Origin of the sequence: Paenisporosarcina sp. FSL H8-0542 (assembly GCF_038632915.1) — a bacterium.
Lineage (GTDB): Bacteria > Bacillota > Bacilli > Bacillales_A > Planococcaceae > Paenisporosarcina.
Map to the genome: position 1 here is coordinate 501,242 of NZ_CP152050.1, position 19,424 is coordinate 520,665.

Annotated in this window: 19 protein-coding genes and 1 riboswitch; of the genes, 7 read left to right on the forward strand and 12 right to left on the reverse strand. The window is 40.7% G+C overall.

The features are described from left to right. Positions 1-54 precede the first annotated feature (54 nt). Entirely contained in the window at positions 55-951 is an 897-nt protein-coding gene (locus MHH33_RS02690; protein WP_342542884.1) for a D-alanyl-D-alanine carboxypeptidase family protein, read from the forward strand. Between the two features lie 154 nt (positions 952-1,105). After that, a complete protein-coding gene (locus tag MHH33_RS02695; protein ID WP_342542885.1) occupies positions 1,106-1,918 on the forward strand; it encodes a LysM peptidoglycan-binding domain-containing protein in 813 nt (270 codons plus the stop codon). Between the two features lie 181 nt (positions 1,919-2,099). On the opposite strand, the gene queF is transcribed toward MHH33_RS02695, so the two are convergent. The 5 genes from queF to cls all read right to left on the reverse strand — a co-directional run bounded on the left by queF (position 2,100) and on the right by cls (position 6,218). Next, positions 2,100-2,597: a preQ(1) synthase gene (queF, locus tag MHH33_RS02700; RefSeq protein WP_016429730.1), complete on the reverse strand. Its 498-nt coding sequence runs from the start codon at positions 2,595-2,597 to the stop codon at positions 2,100-2,102. A 15-nt stretch (positions 2,598-2,612) separates the two neighbouring features. Continuing rightward, on the reverse strand, positions 2,613-3,320 hold the full coding sequence (queE, locus tag MHH33_RS02705; RefSeq protein ID WP_016429731.1) for a 7-carboxy-7-deazaguanine synthase QueE: 708 nt from the start codon (positions 3,318-3,320) through the stop codon (positions 2,613-2,615). Beyond that, positions 3,317-3,742, reverse strand: coding sequence for a 6-carboxytetrahydropterin synthase QueD (gene queD, locus MHH33_RS02710; RefSeq protein WP_342542886.1), 426 nt, complete (start codon positions 3,740-3,742; stop codon positions 3,317-3,319). The genes queE and queD overlap by 4 nt, the downstream gene beginning before the upstream one ends. Beyond that, positions 3,739-4,407 carry a 7-cyano-7-deazaguanine synthase QueC gene (gene queC / locus MHH33_RS02715; protein WP_342542887.1) on the reverse strand — a complete coding sequence of 223 codons (669 nt, stop codon included), beginning with the start codon at positions 4,405-4,407 and terminating at the stop codon, positions 3,739-3,741. The genes queD and queC overlap by 4 nt, the downstream gene beginning before the upstream one ends. Before the next feature lie 169 nt (positions 4,408-4,576). Next, a riboswitch (PreQ1 riboswitch) is annotated at positions 4,577-4,620 on the reverse strand. A 140-nt stretch (positions 4,621-4,760) separates the two neighbouring features. Then, on the reverse strand, positions 4,761-6,218 hold the full coding sequence (cls, locus tag MHH33_RS02720; RefSeq protein WP_016429734.1) for a cardiolipin synthase: 1,458 nt from the start codon (positions 6,216-6,218) through the stop codon (positions 4,761-4,763). A gap of 225 nt (positions 6,219-6,443) precedes the next feature. On the opposite strand from cls, the gene MHH33_RS02725 reads away from it, so the two are divergent. From MHH33_RS02725 to MHH33_RS02735, 3 genes are all read left to right on the forward strand, one after another. Beyond that, complete coding sequence (locus MHH33_RS02725; protein WP_342543718.1) at positions 6,444-7,763, forward strand: L-cystine transporter; 1,320 nt, start codon at positions 6,444-6,446, stop codon at positions 7,761-7,763. Between the two features lie 223 nt (positions 7,764-7,986). Next, positions 7,987-8,142, forward strand: a complete 156-nt coding sequence (locus MHH33_RS02730; protein ID WP_342542888.1) for a hypothetical protein — start codon at positions 7,987-7,989, stop codon at positions 8,140-8,142. A 130-nt stretch (positions 8,143-8,272) separates the two neighbouring features. Then, on the forward strand, positions 8,273-9,838 hold the full coding sequence (locus MHH33_RS02735) for a GNAT family N-acetyltransferase (RefSeq protein ID WP_342542889.1): 1,566 nt from the start codon (positions 8,273-8,275) through the stop codon (positions 9,836-9,838). A gap of 2 nt (positions 9,839-9,840) precedes the next feature. Here MHH33_RS02735 and MHH33_RS02740 read toward each other — a convergent pair whose 3' ends face one another. Continuing rightward, positions 9,841-11,088, reverse strand: coding sequence for a helix-turn-helix transcriptional regulator (locus MHH33_RS02740; RefSeq protein ID WP_342542890.1), 1,248 nt, complete (start codon positions 11,086-11,088; stop codon positions 9,841-9,843). Between the two features lie 115 nt (positions 11,089-11,203). Between MHH33_RS02740 and MHH33_RS02745 the strand changes: the two genes are divergently transcribed. Then, on the forward strand, positions 11,204-12,508 hold the full coding sequence (locus MHH33_RS02745; protein WP_342542891.1) for an MFS transporter: 1,305 nt from the start codon (positions 11,204-11,206) through the stop codon (positions 12,506-12,508). A gap of 19 nt (positions 12,509-12,527) precedes the next feature. Here MHH33_RS02745 and MHH33_RS02750 read toward each other — a convergent pair whose 3' ends face one another. The 5 genes from MHH33_RS02750 to MHH33_RS02770 form a co-directional block, all read right to left on the reverse strand. After that, entirely contained in the window at positions 12,528-13,703 is a 1,176-nt protein-coding gene (locus tag MHH33_RS02750) for an MFS transporter (protein WP_342542892.1), read from the reverse strand. 221 nt (positions 13,704-13,924) lie between these two features. Further along, positions 13,925-16,339 (reverse strand): heavy metal translocating P-type ATPase, encoded by a 2,415-nt coding sequence (locus MHH33_RS02755; protein WP_016429741.1) that lies wholly within the window; start codon positions 16,337-16,339, stop codon positions 13,925-13,927. A gap of 83 nt (positions 16,340-16,422) precedes the next feature. After that, positions 16,423-16,635 carry a copper chaperone CopZ gene (copZ, locus tag MHH33_RS02760; protein ID WP_016429742.1) on the reverse strand — a complete coding sequence of 71 codons (213 nt, stop codon included), beginning with the start codon at positions 16,633-16,635 and terminating at the stop codon, positions 16,423-16,425. Positions 16,636-16,650: 15 nt separating this feature from the next. Then, positions 16,651-16,986, reverse strand: a complete 336-nt coding sequence (locus MHH33_RS02765; protein ID WP_016429743.1) for a metal-sensitive transcriptional regulator — start codon at positions 16,984-16,986, stop codon at positions 16,651-16,653. Positions 16,987-17,094: 108 nt separating this feature from the next. Continuing rightward, entirely contained in the window at positions 17,095-17,508 is a 414-nt protein-coding gene (locus tag MHH33_RS02770) for a CBS domain-containing protein (RefSeq protein ID WP_342542893.1), read from the reverse strand. 203 nt (positions 17,509-17,711) lie between these two features. On the opposite strand from MHH33_RS02770, the gene MHH33_RS02775 reads away from it, so the two are divergent. Next, positions 17,712-17,849: an Lmo0850 family protein gene (locus tag MHH33_RS02775; RefSeq protein WP_016429745.1), complete on the forward strand. Its 138-nt coding sequence runs from the start codon at positions 17,712-17,714 to the stop codon at positions 17,847-17,849. 245 nt (positions 17,850-18,094) lie between these two features. Here MHH33_RS02775 and MHH33_RS02780 read toward each other — a convergent pair whose 3' ends face one another. Next, the gene (locus tag MHH33_RS02780; RefSeq protein ID WP_016429746.1) at positions 18,095-19,282 is read right to left on the reverse strand and encodes an FtsW/RodA/SpoVE family cell cycle protein; all 1,188 of its coding nucleotides are present in this window, start codon (positions 19,280-19,282) and stop codon (positions 18,095-18,097) included. Between the last annotated feature and the right edge of the window lie 142 nt (positions 19,283-19,424).

Consider the following 19,424-nt stretch of genomic DNA (forward strand, 5'->3'; position numbering starts at 1 on the left):
CTATAAACAATTTAATGGTAAAATAAATATAAGTAAAATGAAAGAAGGCTTCTCATGCAATCTCCAAAATACCGATTTAATAAAAAAGATAAAAAGAATTGGCCAATTGTCCTCGCTGTTATTCTAGGTTCCCTTGTATTACTTGCACCTGTGGTTTGGATGGGATTACACAACTGGAGTCTGGATGAAAGTATAACTGCTATGAATTTTCAAAAAACAGATGAACCTGAACCATCACATAGTACGGACAAACCGGTGGATGAAGTAAATGAAGATCCAAATCAAACTCAAAAGCCGGAACAGCCTAAAGAAACTGTCCCTCCAAAGAAACCGGAAAAGACTGAAACACCAGTCGAGCCGAAAGAAAGTCCATCACCACCAGTTGAAAAACCAGCAAGCGATGAATATATACCAAATCAAAAATATCCATCAACCCCGACACTCGTAGAAGGGTTTGTTATTGCAAATAAACACTATCCATTACCGACAGACTACAATAAAGGCGAAGATTCAAAGGCCCGTGAAGCTTTCGATCAAATGGCAGCTGCCGCTAAACTTGATGGCTTTGAACTGGTAGCATTCAGTACGTTCCGTTCTTTTGAGCGACAGGAGACATTATATAATCAATATGTTTCGAAAGACGGTCAACAAGCTGCAGATCAGTATAGTGCACGCCCTGGATACTCTGAGCATCAGACAGGTTTGGCTTTTGATATCGGAGAGAGAAACTTTGAACAGCACTGGGCTTCTGCTTCATTTGGAAAAACACCAGCAGGTCAATGGATTGCAAGTAATGCCCATAAGTATGGGTTTATCATGCGATATCCACTTGGGAAAGAAGAAGTAACGGGCTATATGCACGAGTCATGGCATTTCCGTTATGTAGGAGTAGAGCCTGCTACGGATATGTTTACGAACAAACAGACTCTGGAAGAATATTTAGATCTATAAAAAGAAGAGGATTCGTTCCTCTTCTTTTTATTTTGTATCGATATGTTAATGTAGTTTTCCTTAATCGGGAGGCTGTATTAAGTGTCTAACCTCACGCTCGTCCGGGAACCACTTTGCGTACCGATGTATAAGATGGGGTAAAAGGAGTCCATACATGACGGTTAGTGAAAATACCCAATATGTCTATACGGTTCAACCCAGTGATACCCTGTACAGCATTGCCAGGCGTTTTGGCAGTACAGTCGCTGCTATTGAACAAGCAAACTCCCTATATCCGCCCTTCACCGATCCTGGCTTGATCTTTCCCGGTCAATTACTCATAATTCCGGGGGGAAGATTTGGTTTTCAAAATGAAGTGTATTACGTAGTCTCCCCAAGTGACACTTTGTTTTCCATAGCACAACGGTTTTCTGTGTCTACAGACCTTTTATTTGGCATTAACTCACAGATAGCGAATCCCAATTTTATTTTTTCAAACCAAGTCATTCGTGTCCCGGCATTCATATATGAAGTATCTAGTGGAGACTCATTATCGCGAATTTCCAGTCAAACAGGAGTGTCTCTGGAAAAAATAATTAGAGCGAATGAACGTCGGGCAGGATTTTCCCCTGAAGTGCTGTATCTTGGCTATCGCTTACTTATGCCGTTACCTGCTTCCCGCAACATACTGGTCCTACATCCATTGCCAGGGGATGTACTTCAATCAGGTGGCTTAATTCAAGGAATGGCAAGGGCTTTTGAAGCAAATGTACTTTATAGCATCTTGGACACACAAGGAAATGTGGTATCCAAGGAGAAAAGCATAACGGCACGTGCAGCCGGACCTGAATATGCTGAATTCTCCACCAATGCTCACTTCGAGCTTAAACCCTCCACGCCTACAGGTGAATTAAGAGTCTATACACGAAGTGCCAATGATGGAAGCATTCAAGATTTGGTAAGAGTAAAGGTTCGGTTTGAAGAATAATAAATAGTCTATGTTAAACTATCCTGTTGTTTATCGTACATTTGCGCTTGCCGGTTCGTCCGCGGAAAGGGAGCCGACTCCCTCTCTATTTTTATATCTATATTAGCTAACCATATAGTTTAAAAGAGCATGAATCAAAAAAGACACTCAAATTTCTGAGTGTCTTTTTCTTGGTTATATATTATCGATTGTCAATTGTTTCTGGATACATGTCGTGATTCATCATGCGATGCGCAGCCATCTCTTCATATTTTGTACCAGGTTTTCCATAGTTCGTATAAGGGTCAATACTGATGCCGCCGCGCGGAGTGAATTTACCCCAAACTTCGATGTAGCGTGGGTCCATCAGTTCAACCAAGTCGTTCAAGATGATATTCATGCAATCTTCATGGAAGTCTCCATGATTTCTAAAGCTGAACAAATATAATTTTAGTGACTTACTTTCGACCATTTTAATATCAGGAATATAACTGATATAAATCGTAGCGAAATCGGGCTGGCTCGTGATTGGACATAAAGAAGTGAACTCCGGGCAATTGAACTTCACGAAATAGTCTCTATATGGATGTTTGTTATCGAATGATTCCAACACACCGGGATTATATGAAAAATCATATTGTACATTTTGATTCCCTAATAAACTGATTCCTTCTAAATCTTCTTTTTGACGGCCACTCATCTTATTTCCTCCTAGTTAGACACCGCGTTTATTTCCCCAAACTAATGCGTGTAATTGGGGCAATACTTTAGCATCGTTCATAATAGTAGATTTCATGGCACGGTCAATCAGCCATTCAAATCGGGTCAATAGAGTCGAAACCAATGCTTGGTCATCGACGGTTAGTACATCTTCATTTCCGACCTGCAAGTAGAAAGGAACGGCCGGATAACGCATGTGTACCATTTCAGCAAAATCAAAGTCTTCTTCATTGAAAACGACAACCTTCAGACTGATATGGGAGTCTTTTAAATTCCTCATGAAAGTATCAAGTTTGTTAAAATCAGTCACCATTAGCGAGCTCGGTGGTTTTGGGGAAATCGTGATATCATCGATTTCTGTTAGCCAGTCTTGCCAAAATGATCCTTGTGTTTCAATGGCCACTTTCCATCCTTGCTCGTGACATTGGTTGATGAATTCACCCAACCCTTTATGAAGAGCAGGATTGCCCCCTGAAATCGTTATATGTGAAAAAGCGTCTCCGCCGATTTCTTTGAGTGAAGAAATGATTTCCTCTGGTTTCATTGCAGTACTTTTACCGGTTCCATCCCAAGTGAATTTGGAGTCGCACCATGAACATGAATAATCACATCCGCCCGTACGGACAAACATCGTCTTTTGTCCAATGACCATTCCTTCACCTTGTATGGTGGGTCCGAATATTTCCATCACAGGTATTTTCATAGCAGATCCTCCGCTTTTGGACGATACACAACATAGCTGGTAGGGGTTTCACGAACCACGACTTGAATACATTTTGGTTGGTTGGACAAAGTTATCAATTTCTGTTGGATGGTCGTCCAAATCACTTGAGCTACTTGTTCGGTCGTAGGGTTATTCTGTTTGAATTCTGGATGATCATTCAGCACTGTATGATCATATTTTTTGTGAATGAGATGTTTAATCACTTTGAAATCAATAAGAAAACCCATTTCATCCAGTTCGTCTCCAGCAATCGTAATGTTGATGAAGTACGTATGGCCGTGCATATATTGGCAGTTGCCCGCGTCGGCATGTGGAATGAAATGCGCCGCAGACAAATGCATATCTTTGTTTAATTCAAATCGGTAAGTATGAGGTGTTTGTGGGTAAAATTGCTGAATCACTGGGCTGCACTCCCTTGTTTTTCTTCAAGGTAAGTTGTTAACCCATTTTTGCGCAATAAGCATGACGGACACTCGCCACAGCCATCCCCGCGAACTCCTTCATAACAAGTGAGTGTTTTGGTGCGGACAAAATCCAACGCGCCTAATTCATCAGCGAGTTTCCATGTTTCCGCTTTATTCAACCACATTAATGGTGTTTGGAATTCAAGTGAAGTATCCATAGCCAGGTTAATGGAAACATTAAGTGCTTTTACAAATACATCACGACAATCCGGGTATCCACTGAAATCAGTTTCACAAACGCCTGTAATGATATGGCGTGCCCCAATTGACTGAGCATAAACGGCCGCAAATGATAGGAATAAATGATTTCTTCCTGGGACGAATGTTGATGGCAATTCACCATCGACTGCATCGGTTACTGCAATGTCATCTCTGGTAAGTGCATTGGCAGATAACTGGTTGATTAGTGTCATATCCAACACTTTAAATGGCACGTTTAATTCCTTGGCAATTTCTTCTGCACATGTAATTTCTTCGATATGTCTTTGACCGTAGTCAAACGTAACTGTATACACTTCTTCGTACTGTGTTAAAGCCCACAGTAGACAAGTGGTACTATCCTGGCCACCACTAAAGACGACCACTGCTTTTCCTTGTTTCATTGCTCATTTCTCCTTTTGAAGAATGAGTATTCGACATCTCTATTTAGGTGATTCAGTTTTCGAACATCACATATAAACATGAAAATGGCAGTCACCGAGCGAATCGGCGGATGCATGAACTGAATTGGGGCTGATTAAGCACAAAAAACTGTAATGCTAAGCAACAGTTTTCACCTTAGTTTTTTATAGAGGGAGTTTGCGAACCTCTTCCTATTTTGTTACATCGTACATAATAGCACAGAACGGATAGAGTGCATATAAAATAGGGGCTTTTAATCGTGTTGAGTCCGTTGCACCAAATAAAAAGGCATGAAGATTAAATTATCTTCATGCCGGTTTTAAAGTAGTCATTATTAAAGAATAGGAGATAGAAGTCTGGAGAAAGACTCCTTCAATTTAATTATTCTTGTCCGGGATTCATAAAGTTCCCATGTTAACTCCCTGGATAACAACATATCCTGCTCAAATAACTCAGCCAATTGATGGGAAGTTTCCCGATCATAAATGAAGGCATTCACTTCGAAGTTTAATTTGAAACTGCGTACATCAATATTTGCTGTCCCAACAGTAGAGGCTTCATCGTCGACTACAATCATTTTCGTATGCAGGAAACCATTGTCGTAAATATATACTTTTGCCCCTGCTTTTATTAGATTGCCGACGTACGAGTAAGTCGCCCAGTAAACAAACATATGGTCAGGTTTATTTGGAATCATAATCCGTACATCAATACCGGATAGACAAGCAATGCGAAGTGTATCCATAAAACTCGCATCGGGAATGAAATAAGGTGATTGAATATAAATATATTTCTTAGCCATTGTAATTAACTTCAAATAACCATTTTTGATTTGTTCCCACTCTGAATCAGGTCCACTTGAAACAATTTGCAAGCCGACTGATCCTTTCAAAGGAATAGCAGGGAAATAACGATCGGAGTATTCGATATCCTGTTCCTTCGATGCCGCCTGGTTCCAGTCCAAAATAAATCTTGTTTGCAAAGGGTGAAGGGCACTGCCTTCAATGCGTAAATGTGTATCGCGCCAATAGCCGAATTTGCGATCTAATCCTAAATACTCGTCTCCAACGTTAAATCCACCAATATAGCCGACGCGTCCATCAATTACAACGATTTTGCGATGATTACGGTAATTCAATCGAGGATTAACGAGCGGCATGATCGAAGGGAAAAATGCTTCCACTTCGCCACCTAAATCCATAAGTTCCTTGAAATGTTTTTTACGAACTCCCCGTGAGCCCATATCATCAAAAAGTAAACGGACCTTCACGCCTTGCTTTGCTTTTTTAATGAGTACATCATAGATACGACGACCGAGACCATCTAAACGGAAAATATAATATTGAATATGAATGTGGTCTTTCGCATGTTCTAGGTCTTCTAATAAAGCGGAAAACTTTTCATTTCCATCATTGTAAATCGTCAATGCATTATCCTGTGTCAGTACAGCATGATTGTTACGCAAGTGCATGTAAATCATATCTTGGTAGTCTTGGGAATCGTCAAGACGATACTCAAAAGTTCCATCTTCGATGGCATCAATTTGATAATCTATCAAGTTATCAATCCCGATTTTACTGCGACCTTCCCATCGGAATAAATGCCTTTTGCGTAATTGTCTACCCAACATCAAATAAAGAATGAATCCTAGGATAGGAATAAAAAATAAGACCATCAACCATGCCCATGTTGAAGAGGCATCTCGCCGCTCAAGGAAGATTAACACAATGGCTAGAAAAATATTAAGTATGATAATGGCGGAAAAGCCGATGCCGAGTAAATTGGCAGCCATATAGTCCCTCCTAAATAATCTGATTTGGTCATATTTAAGTATAGCTTAAAGTAACATAAGAAAGAAGGGGGTGAAAAATCGAACAGTTAAATGAATGTTTCTCGACTCCTTAAGATTTTGGCACACGTGGTGACTTTATTATGAGCAGGGGGGATTATTTTGGATTATTTATTTATCATTATCAATGCCGCCATATTGCTACTCTTAATTGGACTTCTTATATATATGGGACGGAAGCATATTTCATTTTCAAAAAGGGTGTTCACAGGACTTGGCTTAGGGATTGCATATGGTCTAGTTTTACACTATGCATATGGGACAGATTCTGAAATACTGAGTGAATCAGTCCAATGGTTCAATCTAGTTGGAAATGGTTACATCAAATTGCTTCAAATGATTGTTATGCCATTAGTGTTCATTTCCATCCTTTCTGCCTTTACCAAGATTACAATCGGGAAAAATTTCGGCAAAAAGACGGGCCTTATTTTAAGCTTATTGATTGGTACTACAGCAGTTGCTGCTGCAGTCGGAATCCTTTCAGCGGTTGTATTCGATTTGGATGCTTCACAAATTGTGAGCGGAGACGCTGAAACGGAGCGCGGCGCTTACATTGAAATGCGTACGGCAGAAGTGGCTGATCGAACATTGCCAGAACAGATTGTTGATTTGTTACCAGGAAACCCATTCCTTGATTTCACTGGTGCACGACCGACCTCCACTATTGCAGTTGTCATTTTTGCTGCATTTTTAGGCTTCGCTTATTTAGGAATAGCTAGAAAAGAAGAAGAACATGCGGCAGTACTAAAAAGCACCGTGGATGCAGTGTATGCATGGATCATGCGTGTTGTGAAAATCATCTTACGTTTGACGCCATATGGAATTTTGGCCATTATGGCACGCACCGTTGCCACGTCTGATTTTGATGCCATTTATGATTTAGGAAAGTTTGTCATTGCATCATACGTCGCATTGATTATTATGTTTGCTATTCACTTATTGATCGTTTCACTTTCTGGATTAAACCCATTCACTTATGTGAAAAAAGCAGCTGAACCATTATTGTTTGCTTTCACTTCACGATCAAGTGCAGGTACTTTACCACTGACAATCAATGCTCAAACTACTCGTTTAGGTGTACCAGAAGGTATTGCTAATTTTGCAGGTTCATTCGGGTTATCCATTGGCCAAAATGGTTGTGCAGGTATTTATCCTGCGATGCTTGCGGTCATGATTGCGCCAACAGTAGGACAAAATCCATTAGAGCCGATGTTCCTGTTAACGTTGATTGCTGTTGTAGCCATTAGTTCGTTCGGCGTGGCTGGGGTTGGCGGAGGCGCAACTTTTGCTGCTATTCTCGTATTGTCCGCAATGGATTTACCTGTTGCATTAGCTGGGTTACTAATTTCAGTCGAGCCTTTAATTGATATGGGACGTACAGCGCTAAATGTAAGTGGCGCTATGGTGTCAGGTGTTACGACTTCTAAAATAACAGGCGAACTGGATACTGATATGTACAATGAAGCAATCGATAACCAAACGGTGTAAGGATATAACGTTTTATTGAATGACGGGGGTACTCCATTAGTGTATAACACTTTTGGGGTACGCCCGTTTTTTACTTGTTTCAAAATTGTAATTTTGCATGAAGCTTAGATAAAACACTCCTGACGTCCGTCTCCTGCTACGTCTGCAGACGGATTAATTACATACGCCTCCTTGCTATCCTTAAGTACATAACATTACGGGTAAGTGAGCGGGAGGAATTCATATGTTTGCTATCGTCAAACCACAAGGGTTTTTTGGTTGCAGAAGAGACATGAACTTAGAAACGACCGTATCGTCTGAAAAAACGGGCAGGGTGGAAGTTGCCCCGGTACCGATGAACGAGGAAGAAAAGGATTCAAACAACCATAAGAATTTGTGAATTAGGACCGTGCACAGCCCACCTTTTTATGAGCATGGGGGTTTAAAGAAAACTGTATAAAATTTCTTTAAAATGACAGAACTTCCAGTCCCCTGAAACGTCCAATTTAATAAAGTGGAAGGTGCATGCAATGTATTGGTGTAAAATCGCTCGAACAGAGAAAGAGTTTGAGGCAATAGCTAAACTAAATTATGAAACATTCGTAGAGGAGATACCTCAGCATGAACACCATCCTAGTGGCAAACGTACAGACGAATTCCATGCTGAGAATACATATTTAATCGTACTGAAAAACCAAGAACTAGTGGGAATGATTGCCCTTCGTGATGAACGCCCGTTTTCCCTGGACCGCAAAATGGGACTGGTAGAACATGGACTTCCTGAAGAAGCGTTGGACGGCAAATTATGTGAAATACGATTGCTTTCGGTCCGCAAAGATCATCGGAACGGTCGTGTATTTTTCATGCTGGCACGTGCATTGGCTGACCATGCCTATGAAAAAGGCTATGGGGCAGCTGTCATTTCAGGAACCGTCCGGGAATTAAAACTTTACGACCAACTCGGTTTCAAAGCGTTTGGAAAACCTGTTGGGAGTGGGGAAGCCGTTTTTGTCCCCATGTATTTGACTAAACAGCATTATGAACAATCGGTTGCTGCTCGCTTTCAAAACAAGCGCTATACTTTCTACCCGGGTCCGAATGAATTAAGTGTGGAAATGAAAAAAGTTTTTCAGCGCTCACCGATCTCCCATCGGTCATATCAATTTGAAGTGTCTCTGAAACGGGTACGGACCATGCTCTTGGAAATGACAGAGGCATCGCATGTTCATTTGCTGGCAGGAAGCGGGACACTTGCCAATGAAGCCATGATCGCCCAAATTACACAGCTCGAATCCAAAGGGGTAATTTTGGTTAATGGTGCATTTGGGGAACGTTTGAAACAACAGGCTCAAAGATGGGGTCTGGCGTACGACACTATAGAAATGAAGTGGGGAGAGCCATTCGATTATTCAGAAGTGGAACATCATTTGAAGTCTGGTATGTACGGATGGATTTTACTGACACATGGGGAAACCTCCACAGGGATGCTAAATGATGTGGCTCAGATTAAGAAACTTTGTAATGAACTTGGAATCAAGGTGTGTATGGATTGCGTCAGTTCGTTCGGTGCAGTTCGCTTTCAGCTTAAAAATATCTACTTGGCAACGGGTGTAAGTGGGAAAGCAATTGGTTCGATGTCTGGAATGGCAATGGTTTTTTCAAATCACATAATCGAAGAATCACACACCATTCCAACATATTTGGATCTGGGGTGTTATTCGAATGGTCAAATCCCATTCACTTATTCTTCTCAAATGCTTGCAAGCCTTGAGATTGCGTTGGGTGCATACAAGCAAAATGAACGGTATGACTTGTTAAATACCCGCTATCAAACGCTTTTAATGGCGGAAACAAACAAAGAGCTTGAATTTTTGACTGGGCAAGGCTATCCAATGATTGTGACCCTCAAAGTTCCGTCGAAAACGGAGTACCTTGTCAAGGATGCGAGACTTTCTGGATTTGATCTTCATGCTCAAAGTGAATATTTGAAGCAAAGAAAGTGGGCCCAACTGTCACTCATTCAGCCAGATTTTGAAGAAGCATTCGAGAAATTCCTATTGTGGCTTCATCATTACAAAGCATATGAAAAGCAGTGAACTCAGAAGGAGTCACTGCTTTTTAACAAGTCGTTATACGTATGGAGAATAAACGTTTTATATGGTGTTTCGGGTAACGGTAGAATCAAGTCATGACCAATCTTGGCTTCATTCACCGCTTTTTCTTTATCACCAAGTTTGGCGTAGCATTTCGCACGATAGGCATGAACCTCATAACTCATTGATAAATCAAGTGGGTGATGGGTATAGTCGGGCACTTTATATTGGTTTAGTAGCGTCAGCGCTTTATTGATTTGACCCAGACCGAATAATGATTTTCCTTTTTCGAGCAGGTAGTGGTTGGTATCCTCTGTATTCTTATACAGTTCTTTTCCGAGTTCTAGAAAACGTTCGATATGGGTCAGCGCTTTATCGTACTCATGTGCATAGGAATTGTAATAATGTGCTTCCAGTAATTCTGCCATGGCTGTGGAATAAAGATTTTCTGCGAATTCCCCGTATTGTCTGACCTTGCGGAGATAGTATTCACGGTCCGCATCGTTTCCGTTGATAATGGCCTGGGCTCCAGCCAATCGATATAAATCGTCGATACGGTAAAAAATTCGTTCTTCTTTTGAGTAAATTAAGGCTTCATTCATTTTCAACTGGGATTCTTCATATTTGCCAACTGCGGAATATAAAATGGATTCAATGTACATGTAGTCAAGGGTGGTCACGGCATCCAGTTTGATGGCGGGTGAATCAAAACGGGCATGCTCTTCCAAAATAATCGACAAGGCTTCTTTGTAAGCGTGTTGGTTGAACTTGATTAACCCTTTAAACATCGCTAGCGATGCCCACTGATTGTATAGATGCAATTGCTCGTAAAGTTTCATTGCCTGATTATAGTAAGTTTCCCAATCATCAAGTTTTAAATAGTAGCCGCATTTACTGTAAATCTCGAGTAAACGTGCTGATTCGTAACTGATTGACAATTTGTCGACAACCGGCTGCACGAGTTCAATTATTTGTTGGTGTTCGTCCTTTAAATCCGAGAATTCCACTTTATATAATTTTTCCACTTTGGCCAACAAACTTCTTTTTTCCGTTTGACTGACGTCTTCCATCAATTCGGACGATTCAATCCCAAGTCTTTTTGCAATATAAGATAAGCTCTCCATAGAAGGTTGGGCTTTGCCGTTTTCAATTAAACTCAACATTCCTTTTGTTAGCTGATCTCCAGCTAATGCTTCCAATGTGAGTTTCTGTTGCTTGCGTAATTTTCTGATACGTAATCCAAGTGAATCCATTACAATCGCTCCATTTCTAATCAGTTTAATTATATTAAACTTTTGGTTGCAAGGGAAGTTTTTTCATGTTATTATTTGTTTAATTAAATTAAACTTTTGAAAAGGGGAATGAGTCATGGAAGAATCACTGAAGTTAAAAAAAGCGACCTATCACTTGTGGACGTTCACTATTAGTAAATTAATTTCGACGTTCGGTGTCAGTGTCTTTTCGTTTGGAATCAGCTTTTATATTTTATCGGTAACAGGTTCTGCAACGAGCTTCGCTATAGTGCTGATCTGCAGCATACTGCCAAGAGTTCTTGTTGCGCCGTTTGCAGGGTATGCAGCGGATAAATATCCTAAAAAAATGATCATTATAATTGCACAGATATGCAGTGTGTTGGCGGTAGGCGGGTTATTGGTTGTTAGTCTAACTTTTGGACTTTCACTGATTGCCATTTATATTACGCAAATCATTTTATCAATAACCTCGTTGTTTTCTGGGGTTACATTCAGTTCTTCCATTGCAAATTTGGTGGATGATGCACGAATTCAAAAAGCGATGTCTTTCAATCAAATGTCAATGTCAATCGCATCAATAGGAGGACCTGCGGTAGGAGGTCTATTGTTCGGTCTGGTATCCATGAAAATGTTCCTCATCATTCACATGGTCAGTTACATCATTGCTGTCATTCTTGAATCCACTATGGATTTCAATTTGTACTCGAAGAAAGCGGCGGAATTTATAGAAGAGAAAAAAGAAACGATGCTTGAAAACATGAAAGCTGGCATCACTTACTTGAAACAGCACAGGGTACTTTCGGTAATCGTATGGGTAGCTTTAGTAATCAACTTCTTTTTCGGTGCGTTTACGGTTGGTTATTCTTACATCCTCGTAGAAGAACTGAAGGTTCAATCAGCCCATTTCGGTATAACGGAAGGAGCAATGTCTATCGGAATGCTGTTGGCTTCCATTTATTTATCCGCACGCAAGGATATTAAGTTTCCGCTTATTGTCTCGAAAAGAGGGATTATTATAATGGGGCTTCTGATGGCCACTGCCACGCTGCCCTTACTTGTGACTCTTTCTTATATGGGGATTGTCAGTTTCTATTTCGTTCTCATGTTCTCCTTCGGTGTGGCCATGATTTTTGTTAATACACCGATTGGCGTCATGATGCAAAAACAAATAGCGGAGGAGTACAGAGGTAGGGTTTTCGGACTCCTTGAAACGATGTCTATGTCATTGATGCCACTTGCGATGGTATTGTTCGGTTTCTTGTTCGATATCGTACCTGCACAATATGTATTGCTAGCTTCAAGTTCCATTATGTTGGCAGCCGTCATTTACATGCTTCGACCATCCGTTATGAAACAAGCACATCCGGATTTGGAAGAAGAAATGGTTTCTGAACCAATTAAAGCCGTATCAACCCATTAAAAAAATCCAGCCCCTCAAATCATGAGGAGGCTGGATTTTCGTTTTTCAATGACTTACTGGAGTTGAGGAACAAGATAATTAAGACAATAGAAATCAGCGCAAGAACAGCTGATAAAACATATACGTTATCTGGCTGTACGGTAAAAATCCATGTGAACAGAAGGGGACCGATAATACGACCCATATTGTCCATCGAATACGTCATACCTGCCGCTGTTCCATACCTGCCACCAGACTCTTTTGTCGTCAATGAAACCAATACTGTTCGTGCAAGTGCATTTCCGGCTGTAAAGACGCTGAGTGCAAAGCCGGCCCACAGAAGGCTGCCTGTAAATAGTAATAATATCAGTCCAATGGCTGTTACTACCTGTGCCGCCATAATCCATTTCGTTTCCTGACCATTTTTCACACGTCGAACGACACCGCCTTGAATAGCGGCATCTACTAAACCACTTGCCATAAATAAATAGCCGAGTTGCAGAGGAGTAATCGATATTTTATCAATTTGGAACAACTGGAATGTAGCTTCCAGGCCTGCAAGCAGAAACGTCACCATAAATGAGAACAAGAAGAGATAGCGAATTCGATACTGCCAGAGTTTGTTGGCACCTTTTGGCACAATGGCTCTTTTTCTTGCTTCCCCTCTAGATTCCGGTTCTTTTAAAATAAGACCCGCATACACCATCAAGGCTAGTATCAATAAAGCCGAAACAATGAAGGGAAGTTGCAGTGTAAGGCCACCGAGGACACCGCCAATAGCAGGTCCGAAAATGAAACCGAGTCCTATTGACATCCCAAGCAAGCCCATATATTTGTTGCGTTCTTCTTCAGTCGTCATATCCGCTACAAACCCGGTAACGGCTGTATATAATGCTCCGGAAAAAATACCTCCGACGATTCGTGAGACATATAACATCGGTAGCTGCTCAATAAAGAGAGCGAAAATCAAAAAACTCATACTGAAACCTAATAGGCCAATCAGAATTAATTTTTTTCTTCCTGTTCGATCCGATAATGAACCCCACAGTGGAGCTGTAAAGAAGGAAGCTAATGCATAAATCGTCAATAATCCGCCAACGTGAACTTCACTGTAACCCTGCTCCAAAACTACCTCAGGCAGAATTGGAATGATGATTCCAAAACCTAAATACACAAAAAATTGTACAGACATCAATAACAAAATGGCTTTCTTCATTTCAAAAGAACCCGCTTTCTAAACTCAATCCATATAATTCATTTTACTCGCAAATCAACCTTCAAACAACAAAGGAATAAAAGAAAAGTGGAAAGCGCATATCTAGCCTAAGGGCGCGTGGAACTAGACATATAAAAACTTGAAAGAAAGATAATACATATAATAATTTATGCTTTTTATAAGTAGAAAAAAACCCGCAGATAGTAATCTGCGGGAGAGAATTAAAGTTTTGCACGTTGAAGACGCAGTGCATTTAATACAACCGAAACCGAACTAAATGCCATGGCAGCTCCAGCAACCCAAGGTGCAAGTAAGCCGGCAGCCGCAATCGGGATGCCGATAGAATTGTAGGCTAATGCCCAGAATAAATTTTGTTTAATATTTCGTACTGTCAAACGACTCATGAGTAATGTGTCAGGTACACGCAGTAAATCTCCGTGCATCAATGTTACGTCTGCCGCTTCCATCGCAACGGCCGTTCCAGTGCCCATGGCAATTCCGATATCAGCAACGGCTAAAGCTGGAGCGTCATTGATGCCGTCACCGACCATGGCAACCTTGCGACCTTCATCTTTCAGAGATGTGATGACTTCTGCTTTTTTCGTAGGGAAGACACCTGCAACGACATGCTCGATGCCAACTTGTCTCGCAATCGCCTGCGCGGTTGTTTCCTGATCGCCAGTTAACATCACCACGTGAATGCCCATTTGCTGTAACTTTTGAATAGCTGCCTTTGAAGTTTCTTTTACTTGATCAGCGATTGCGATCGTGGCGACATGAACATCATCAACGGCCATGAACATGACCGTTTTCCCGTCCTGTTCGAGTGAAGAAGCTTGATCCAATGCCGAGTCTAACTCGATCGTGTGGTCAGACAAAAGTTTACGTGTGCCAATGACAATTGCTTTGGAATTAATAGTACTCTTAATGCCGTGCCCTGGAATCGCTTCAAATGCAGAACTCTTATACTGGATTTCATTGATTTCCTTACCAAAAGAAGTAATCGCATGTGCTACTGGATGCTCAGAATTACTTTCGGCAGCCGCAGCCAACAGAATGAGTGTTTGTCGATCCTGCTGATTTGCAACAATAAACTCTGTTACAGCAGGTTTACCTTTTGTGATGGTTCCAGTTTTATCGAACACAACCGTATCTATAGATTTTGTGTTTTCCATTGCTTCAGCTGTCTTGAATAATATCCCAAGCTCAGCCGAGCGACCTGATCCCGCCATAATTGAAGTAGGAGTTGCAAGCCCAAGCGCACATGGACAAGCAATGACCAGTACAGCAATCGTACTTTCCAATGCCGAGGCAAAGTTACCGATGTCCACAAAAAGGTACCAAACTAGGAAGGTCAGAAGAGCAAGTCCTACAACAACCGGCACAAATATACCCGAGATTCGGTCTGCCAATCTTTGTATCGGAGCTTTGGATCCTTGTGCTTCTTCAACCACACGGATAATGGAAGACAGAACGGTTTCTTTACCGATCTTCGCAGCTTTTATTCGCAGTGCTCCATTCGCATTGATTGTTGCAGCGAAGACTTCATCATTTTGTGCTTTTTCAACAGGCAAACTTTCTCCGGTCAGCATGGATTCATCCACCGCAGATGAACCGGATAGGACAACGCCGTCAACCGGAATGGATGCACCTGGCTTAATAAGCAAGATATCGCCTTTTTGCACAGATTCTATAGGGATTTCACGCGTCAGGCCATTTTCCTCAATTATGGCTAATGACGGTTGAAGATTCATTAATTTTTTTATAGCATCTGAAGAATGCCCTTTCGCACGCGCTTCGAAGACTTTCCCTAGTAAAATAAGGGTAATCAACACTGCACTTGTTTCGAAATACAGTCCGAGCATATGTGTTTCCCCGTGTTGCAAGCTATCCAATACGAGATAAATACTGTAAAAATAAGCTGCCGATGTACCGAGAGCAACTAAAACATCCATATTGGCACTCTTATTGCGAAGTGCAAAATACGCCCCTTTATAAAACATCCAGCCAATCCAAAATTGAACCGGTGTCGCTAATGCCCATTGAACAAATGGATTCATTAAAAGCTCTGGAACATATAACGCTGAAGTAAATGAAAAATGTCCTAACATTGTCCATAAAAGGGGAAGTGATAGAATGGCAGAAATCCAGAACAAACGGGTTTTCTTTTGAATGTCCGCTTTTTTATAATCAATGGCTTCGGCTTTTGCATCATTTTTGAAAGTTGCATCGTACCCTAAATCTTGGATTTTCTTCACAATGTCATGTGGGTTTGTCTGATTCGGATTAAATGAAATCTTTCCTGTTTCAAGCGCTAAATTTATGGCTGCTTCATTTACACCAGGCAAATTATTCAATCCTTTTTCAATACGGGTTGAACAAGCTGCACATGTCATTCCTTGAATTCTCAGGTCAACTTGCTCACTGATTACGTCATAGCCAAGTCCGCGAACTTGGTCTTCTAACTGATTCGGTTGAATGGTTTTCGCATCGTATGTAATATGTGCTTTTTCAGTTGCAAAGTTAACGGTAGCGGAAGATACACCTTCCATTTTCTGAAGCCCTTTTTCAATGCGATTTGCACAAGCTGCACAAGTCATACCGGTTATCGATAATTCTTGTTGAGTTTCAATCATAATTTTACCTCCTTATACATACCTTTACGGGGTATATAAAATGTTGAAAAAAAACTGCGAATTTCGCAGTCTTATTTTAATACTTATTTAGCCACCGAGTATCCTTGCTCTTCTATCGTATCCGTAATTTTTTCAACTTCAACTACGTCTTTGTTAAATTCAACACCCACTGTGCCGTTTTCCAGATGTACCTGCACGTTATCAACACCAGAAATTTTTGTAACACTGCTTTCAATTGCTTTAACACAATGTCCACAAGACATACCTTCCACTTTTAATGTAACGTGATCTACCATTGGAATTCCTCCTCGTTATTTTCGCATTAGTTTTTGAACCGTTGTTAGTAATTCATCCAGCACATCATCTTCGCCTGCAGCTAATCGTTCTTTCACACAGCCTTTTAAATGACCAGCAAGAAGAACTTTTGCAACACTGTTTAAGGCAGATTGAGTTGCTGATAATTGGGTAATAATATCATCGCAATAGACATCTTTATCAACCATGCCTTTAATCCCGCGTATTTGTCCTTCAATTCGGTTTAGCCGGGTGGTTAAATCTTTTTTTACGGAATCTGGATGATGGCTTTTTCTACAAGTCGTTGATTCTAGAGGTTCCTCAAGTGGTGAAGCATCAGTATTAGTGGTCATGATTTTATCACCTCCAGATTTTCTTAAGTATAAAGTACCGTCGGGGGGTATGTAAAGAAAAGAGAATCAAAAATCCCCAAACTTGAAAAATAAGTTTGGGGGGGTGGTTTAAAGATGTCTCGGTTCTGAAATTTCATGGAGAGCTTGAGAAGCTTCATGTGCTGTCTCACTTGGTACAGATAAATCTGCAAGAGCTACGAAGCCAACAAGTTGTTCATTCTTGATGACAGGAAGTCGGCGGATACGGTGTTGCGCCATGATTTCAGCCGCTTCCTGAGAAGTAGATTCAGGACCTACAGAAATGACTTCATCCGACATGACATCTTTTACAAGACGCTTGCCATTTTTTGCAACAGACCTTGTAACGATATCTCGGTCAGTAATCATCCCGATTACACGTGAACCTTCAACTACTGGCATACATCCGATGTCCAAAGCACGCATGCTTTGGGCAATTTCCGATATTAAATCGGTAGGTGTACATGTCACGATATCTCGTGACATGATGTCTTTAATTTTCACAAGAATCCCTCCTTATAATAATGGTTAGTATGATTTACAAAGGACTAAAATATGTAACAAAATTGAAAGATTTAAAATAGGCTAAACGTGGTATAATAAGTGTATAAAATAGAAAGTCAAATTTATAAAACGATTTTCTTGAACCTGAACCTTTTAGTAAATGAATACGTTCCTAAACTAGAGGAAGGATAGAGGTGGATTGGATGACGAAAGAAGTTGATTTGCGAAAAATCGTTTCGAACTTGTCAAAGTTGGGTGTCACCGTAACGCTTACCAAATCTCGTCTCGAAATGTTAAAAGCACTCGCTGCACCAACTCAGACTCCACATACTCAAGGCTGAATCCACAACTTAGATCATACATTCGAGACACCTACCAAAAAGTAGGTGTTTTTTTATACGAACTTTTGATAATTTTTAAAATGATTCTTATAAAAATTAGTGGGAACCGGCTCCCTTTCCGCAGACAAACCAGCTAGCCTCCTCGTCAAATTCGAGAAAGTTGCTCCAAAATTTAAAAGTTGCCCCAATCACAAAATTCACCCCAACAAAAAAGGATTACGCGATAATTGCGTAATCCTTTTTTATTATTCATCGTCAGAAGAACCAAACATATACGTGCGGTGATGGAATTTCATGCTGAACACCAATCCTAAAGCCAGCATATTCCCCATTAACGAACTACCCCCATAACTGATAAAAGGAAGCGGGATACCCGTTATCGGTAATAGCTGAATGGTCATCCCGATGTTTTGGAATACGTGGAATGTAATCATGGCAATAATGCCGGCACATACATACGTACTAAATGGATCTTTCAGCGTTAATGTAATTTTGGTCAAGTGGTAAATCAGCAAGAAAAACAGACTCACGACAATACTTGCGCCAATAAATCCATACTCTTCACCGATTACCGTGAATATAAAATCTGTATGATTTTCAGGAACGTATACTTCACGTCCTTGATAGCCTTTACCGGTAATTCCACCAGAGCCGATTGCGGTCATCGCATTAATCAAGTTATAGCCTTCCGATGTTGAATAGGAATACGGATCAAGCCATGAATAAATACGACCGAACTGATAAGCCTTAAAGCCGAATTTTTCCGAAAGAAAATCCTGCATGAAAACAGCCATCCAGAGTAAGGAACCTCCGATTAAAGCGGTTCCCGCAAAAATCGGAACAATCAACTTCCATGTGACACCACCCACAATAATCATTGCTGCGGTGATGGCCAAAAATACAAGTGAAGTACCAAGGTCTGGCTGTTGCATGATGAACAGTAAAGGTATAAGTGCCGTCGCCATGATTTTCCCCAATAGAATTAGGTCTGTTTTCATTGTTTTTGACACGAAATTTTCATGATGATTACTAATCATGCGTGCCATTGCTAAAATAAAGAACGTTTTCATGAATTCCGACGGTTGAATGCTCCCGATACCCGGTAAGTGGAACCAACTTTTTGCTCCACCACGTTTTTCAGCGATTTGACCTTCGCCGCCCGGTGCCAAAACAAGGGCAATTAAAATGAGAATCCCAATAGCATAAAGAACCCACGACATCTTTTTATATTGTTCGGGTTCGAATAACATAGTGAATCCTATAATCACTGCACCCACGATGTACCATAAAACTTGTCTAGGGATGAAATTAATCGGGTATTGACCTGATGATTGTGCAGACGAAATTGCGAACAAACTTACAATGAATAGCAGTAATAATATAAAAGCCAACGTCCAGTCGAAACGATCAGCAAATCCTTTGTTATTTTCCATAGTTGTCACCTGAATTTCTAATTTAAAGTTATAACTTATCAATTATACCGTAAAAGATAAGCAAATGCTTGTGCAGTATGTACTGACGAAGAACATCTTAAAATGTTTCATTCTTCTCAAAGTGAGATTATAATGAAAGGAG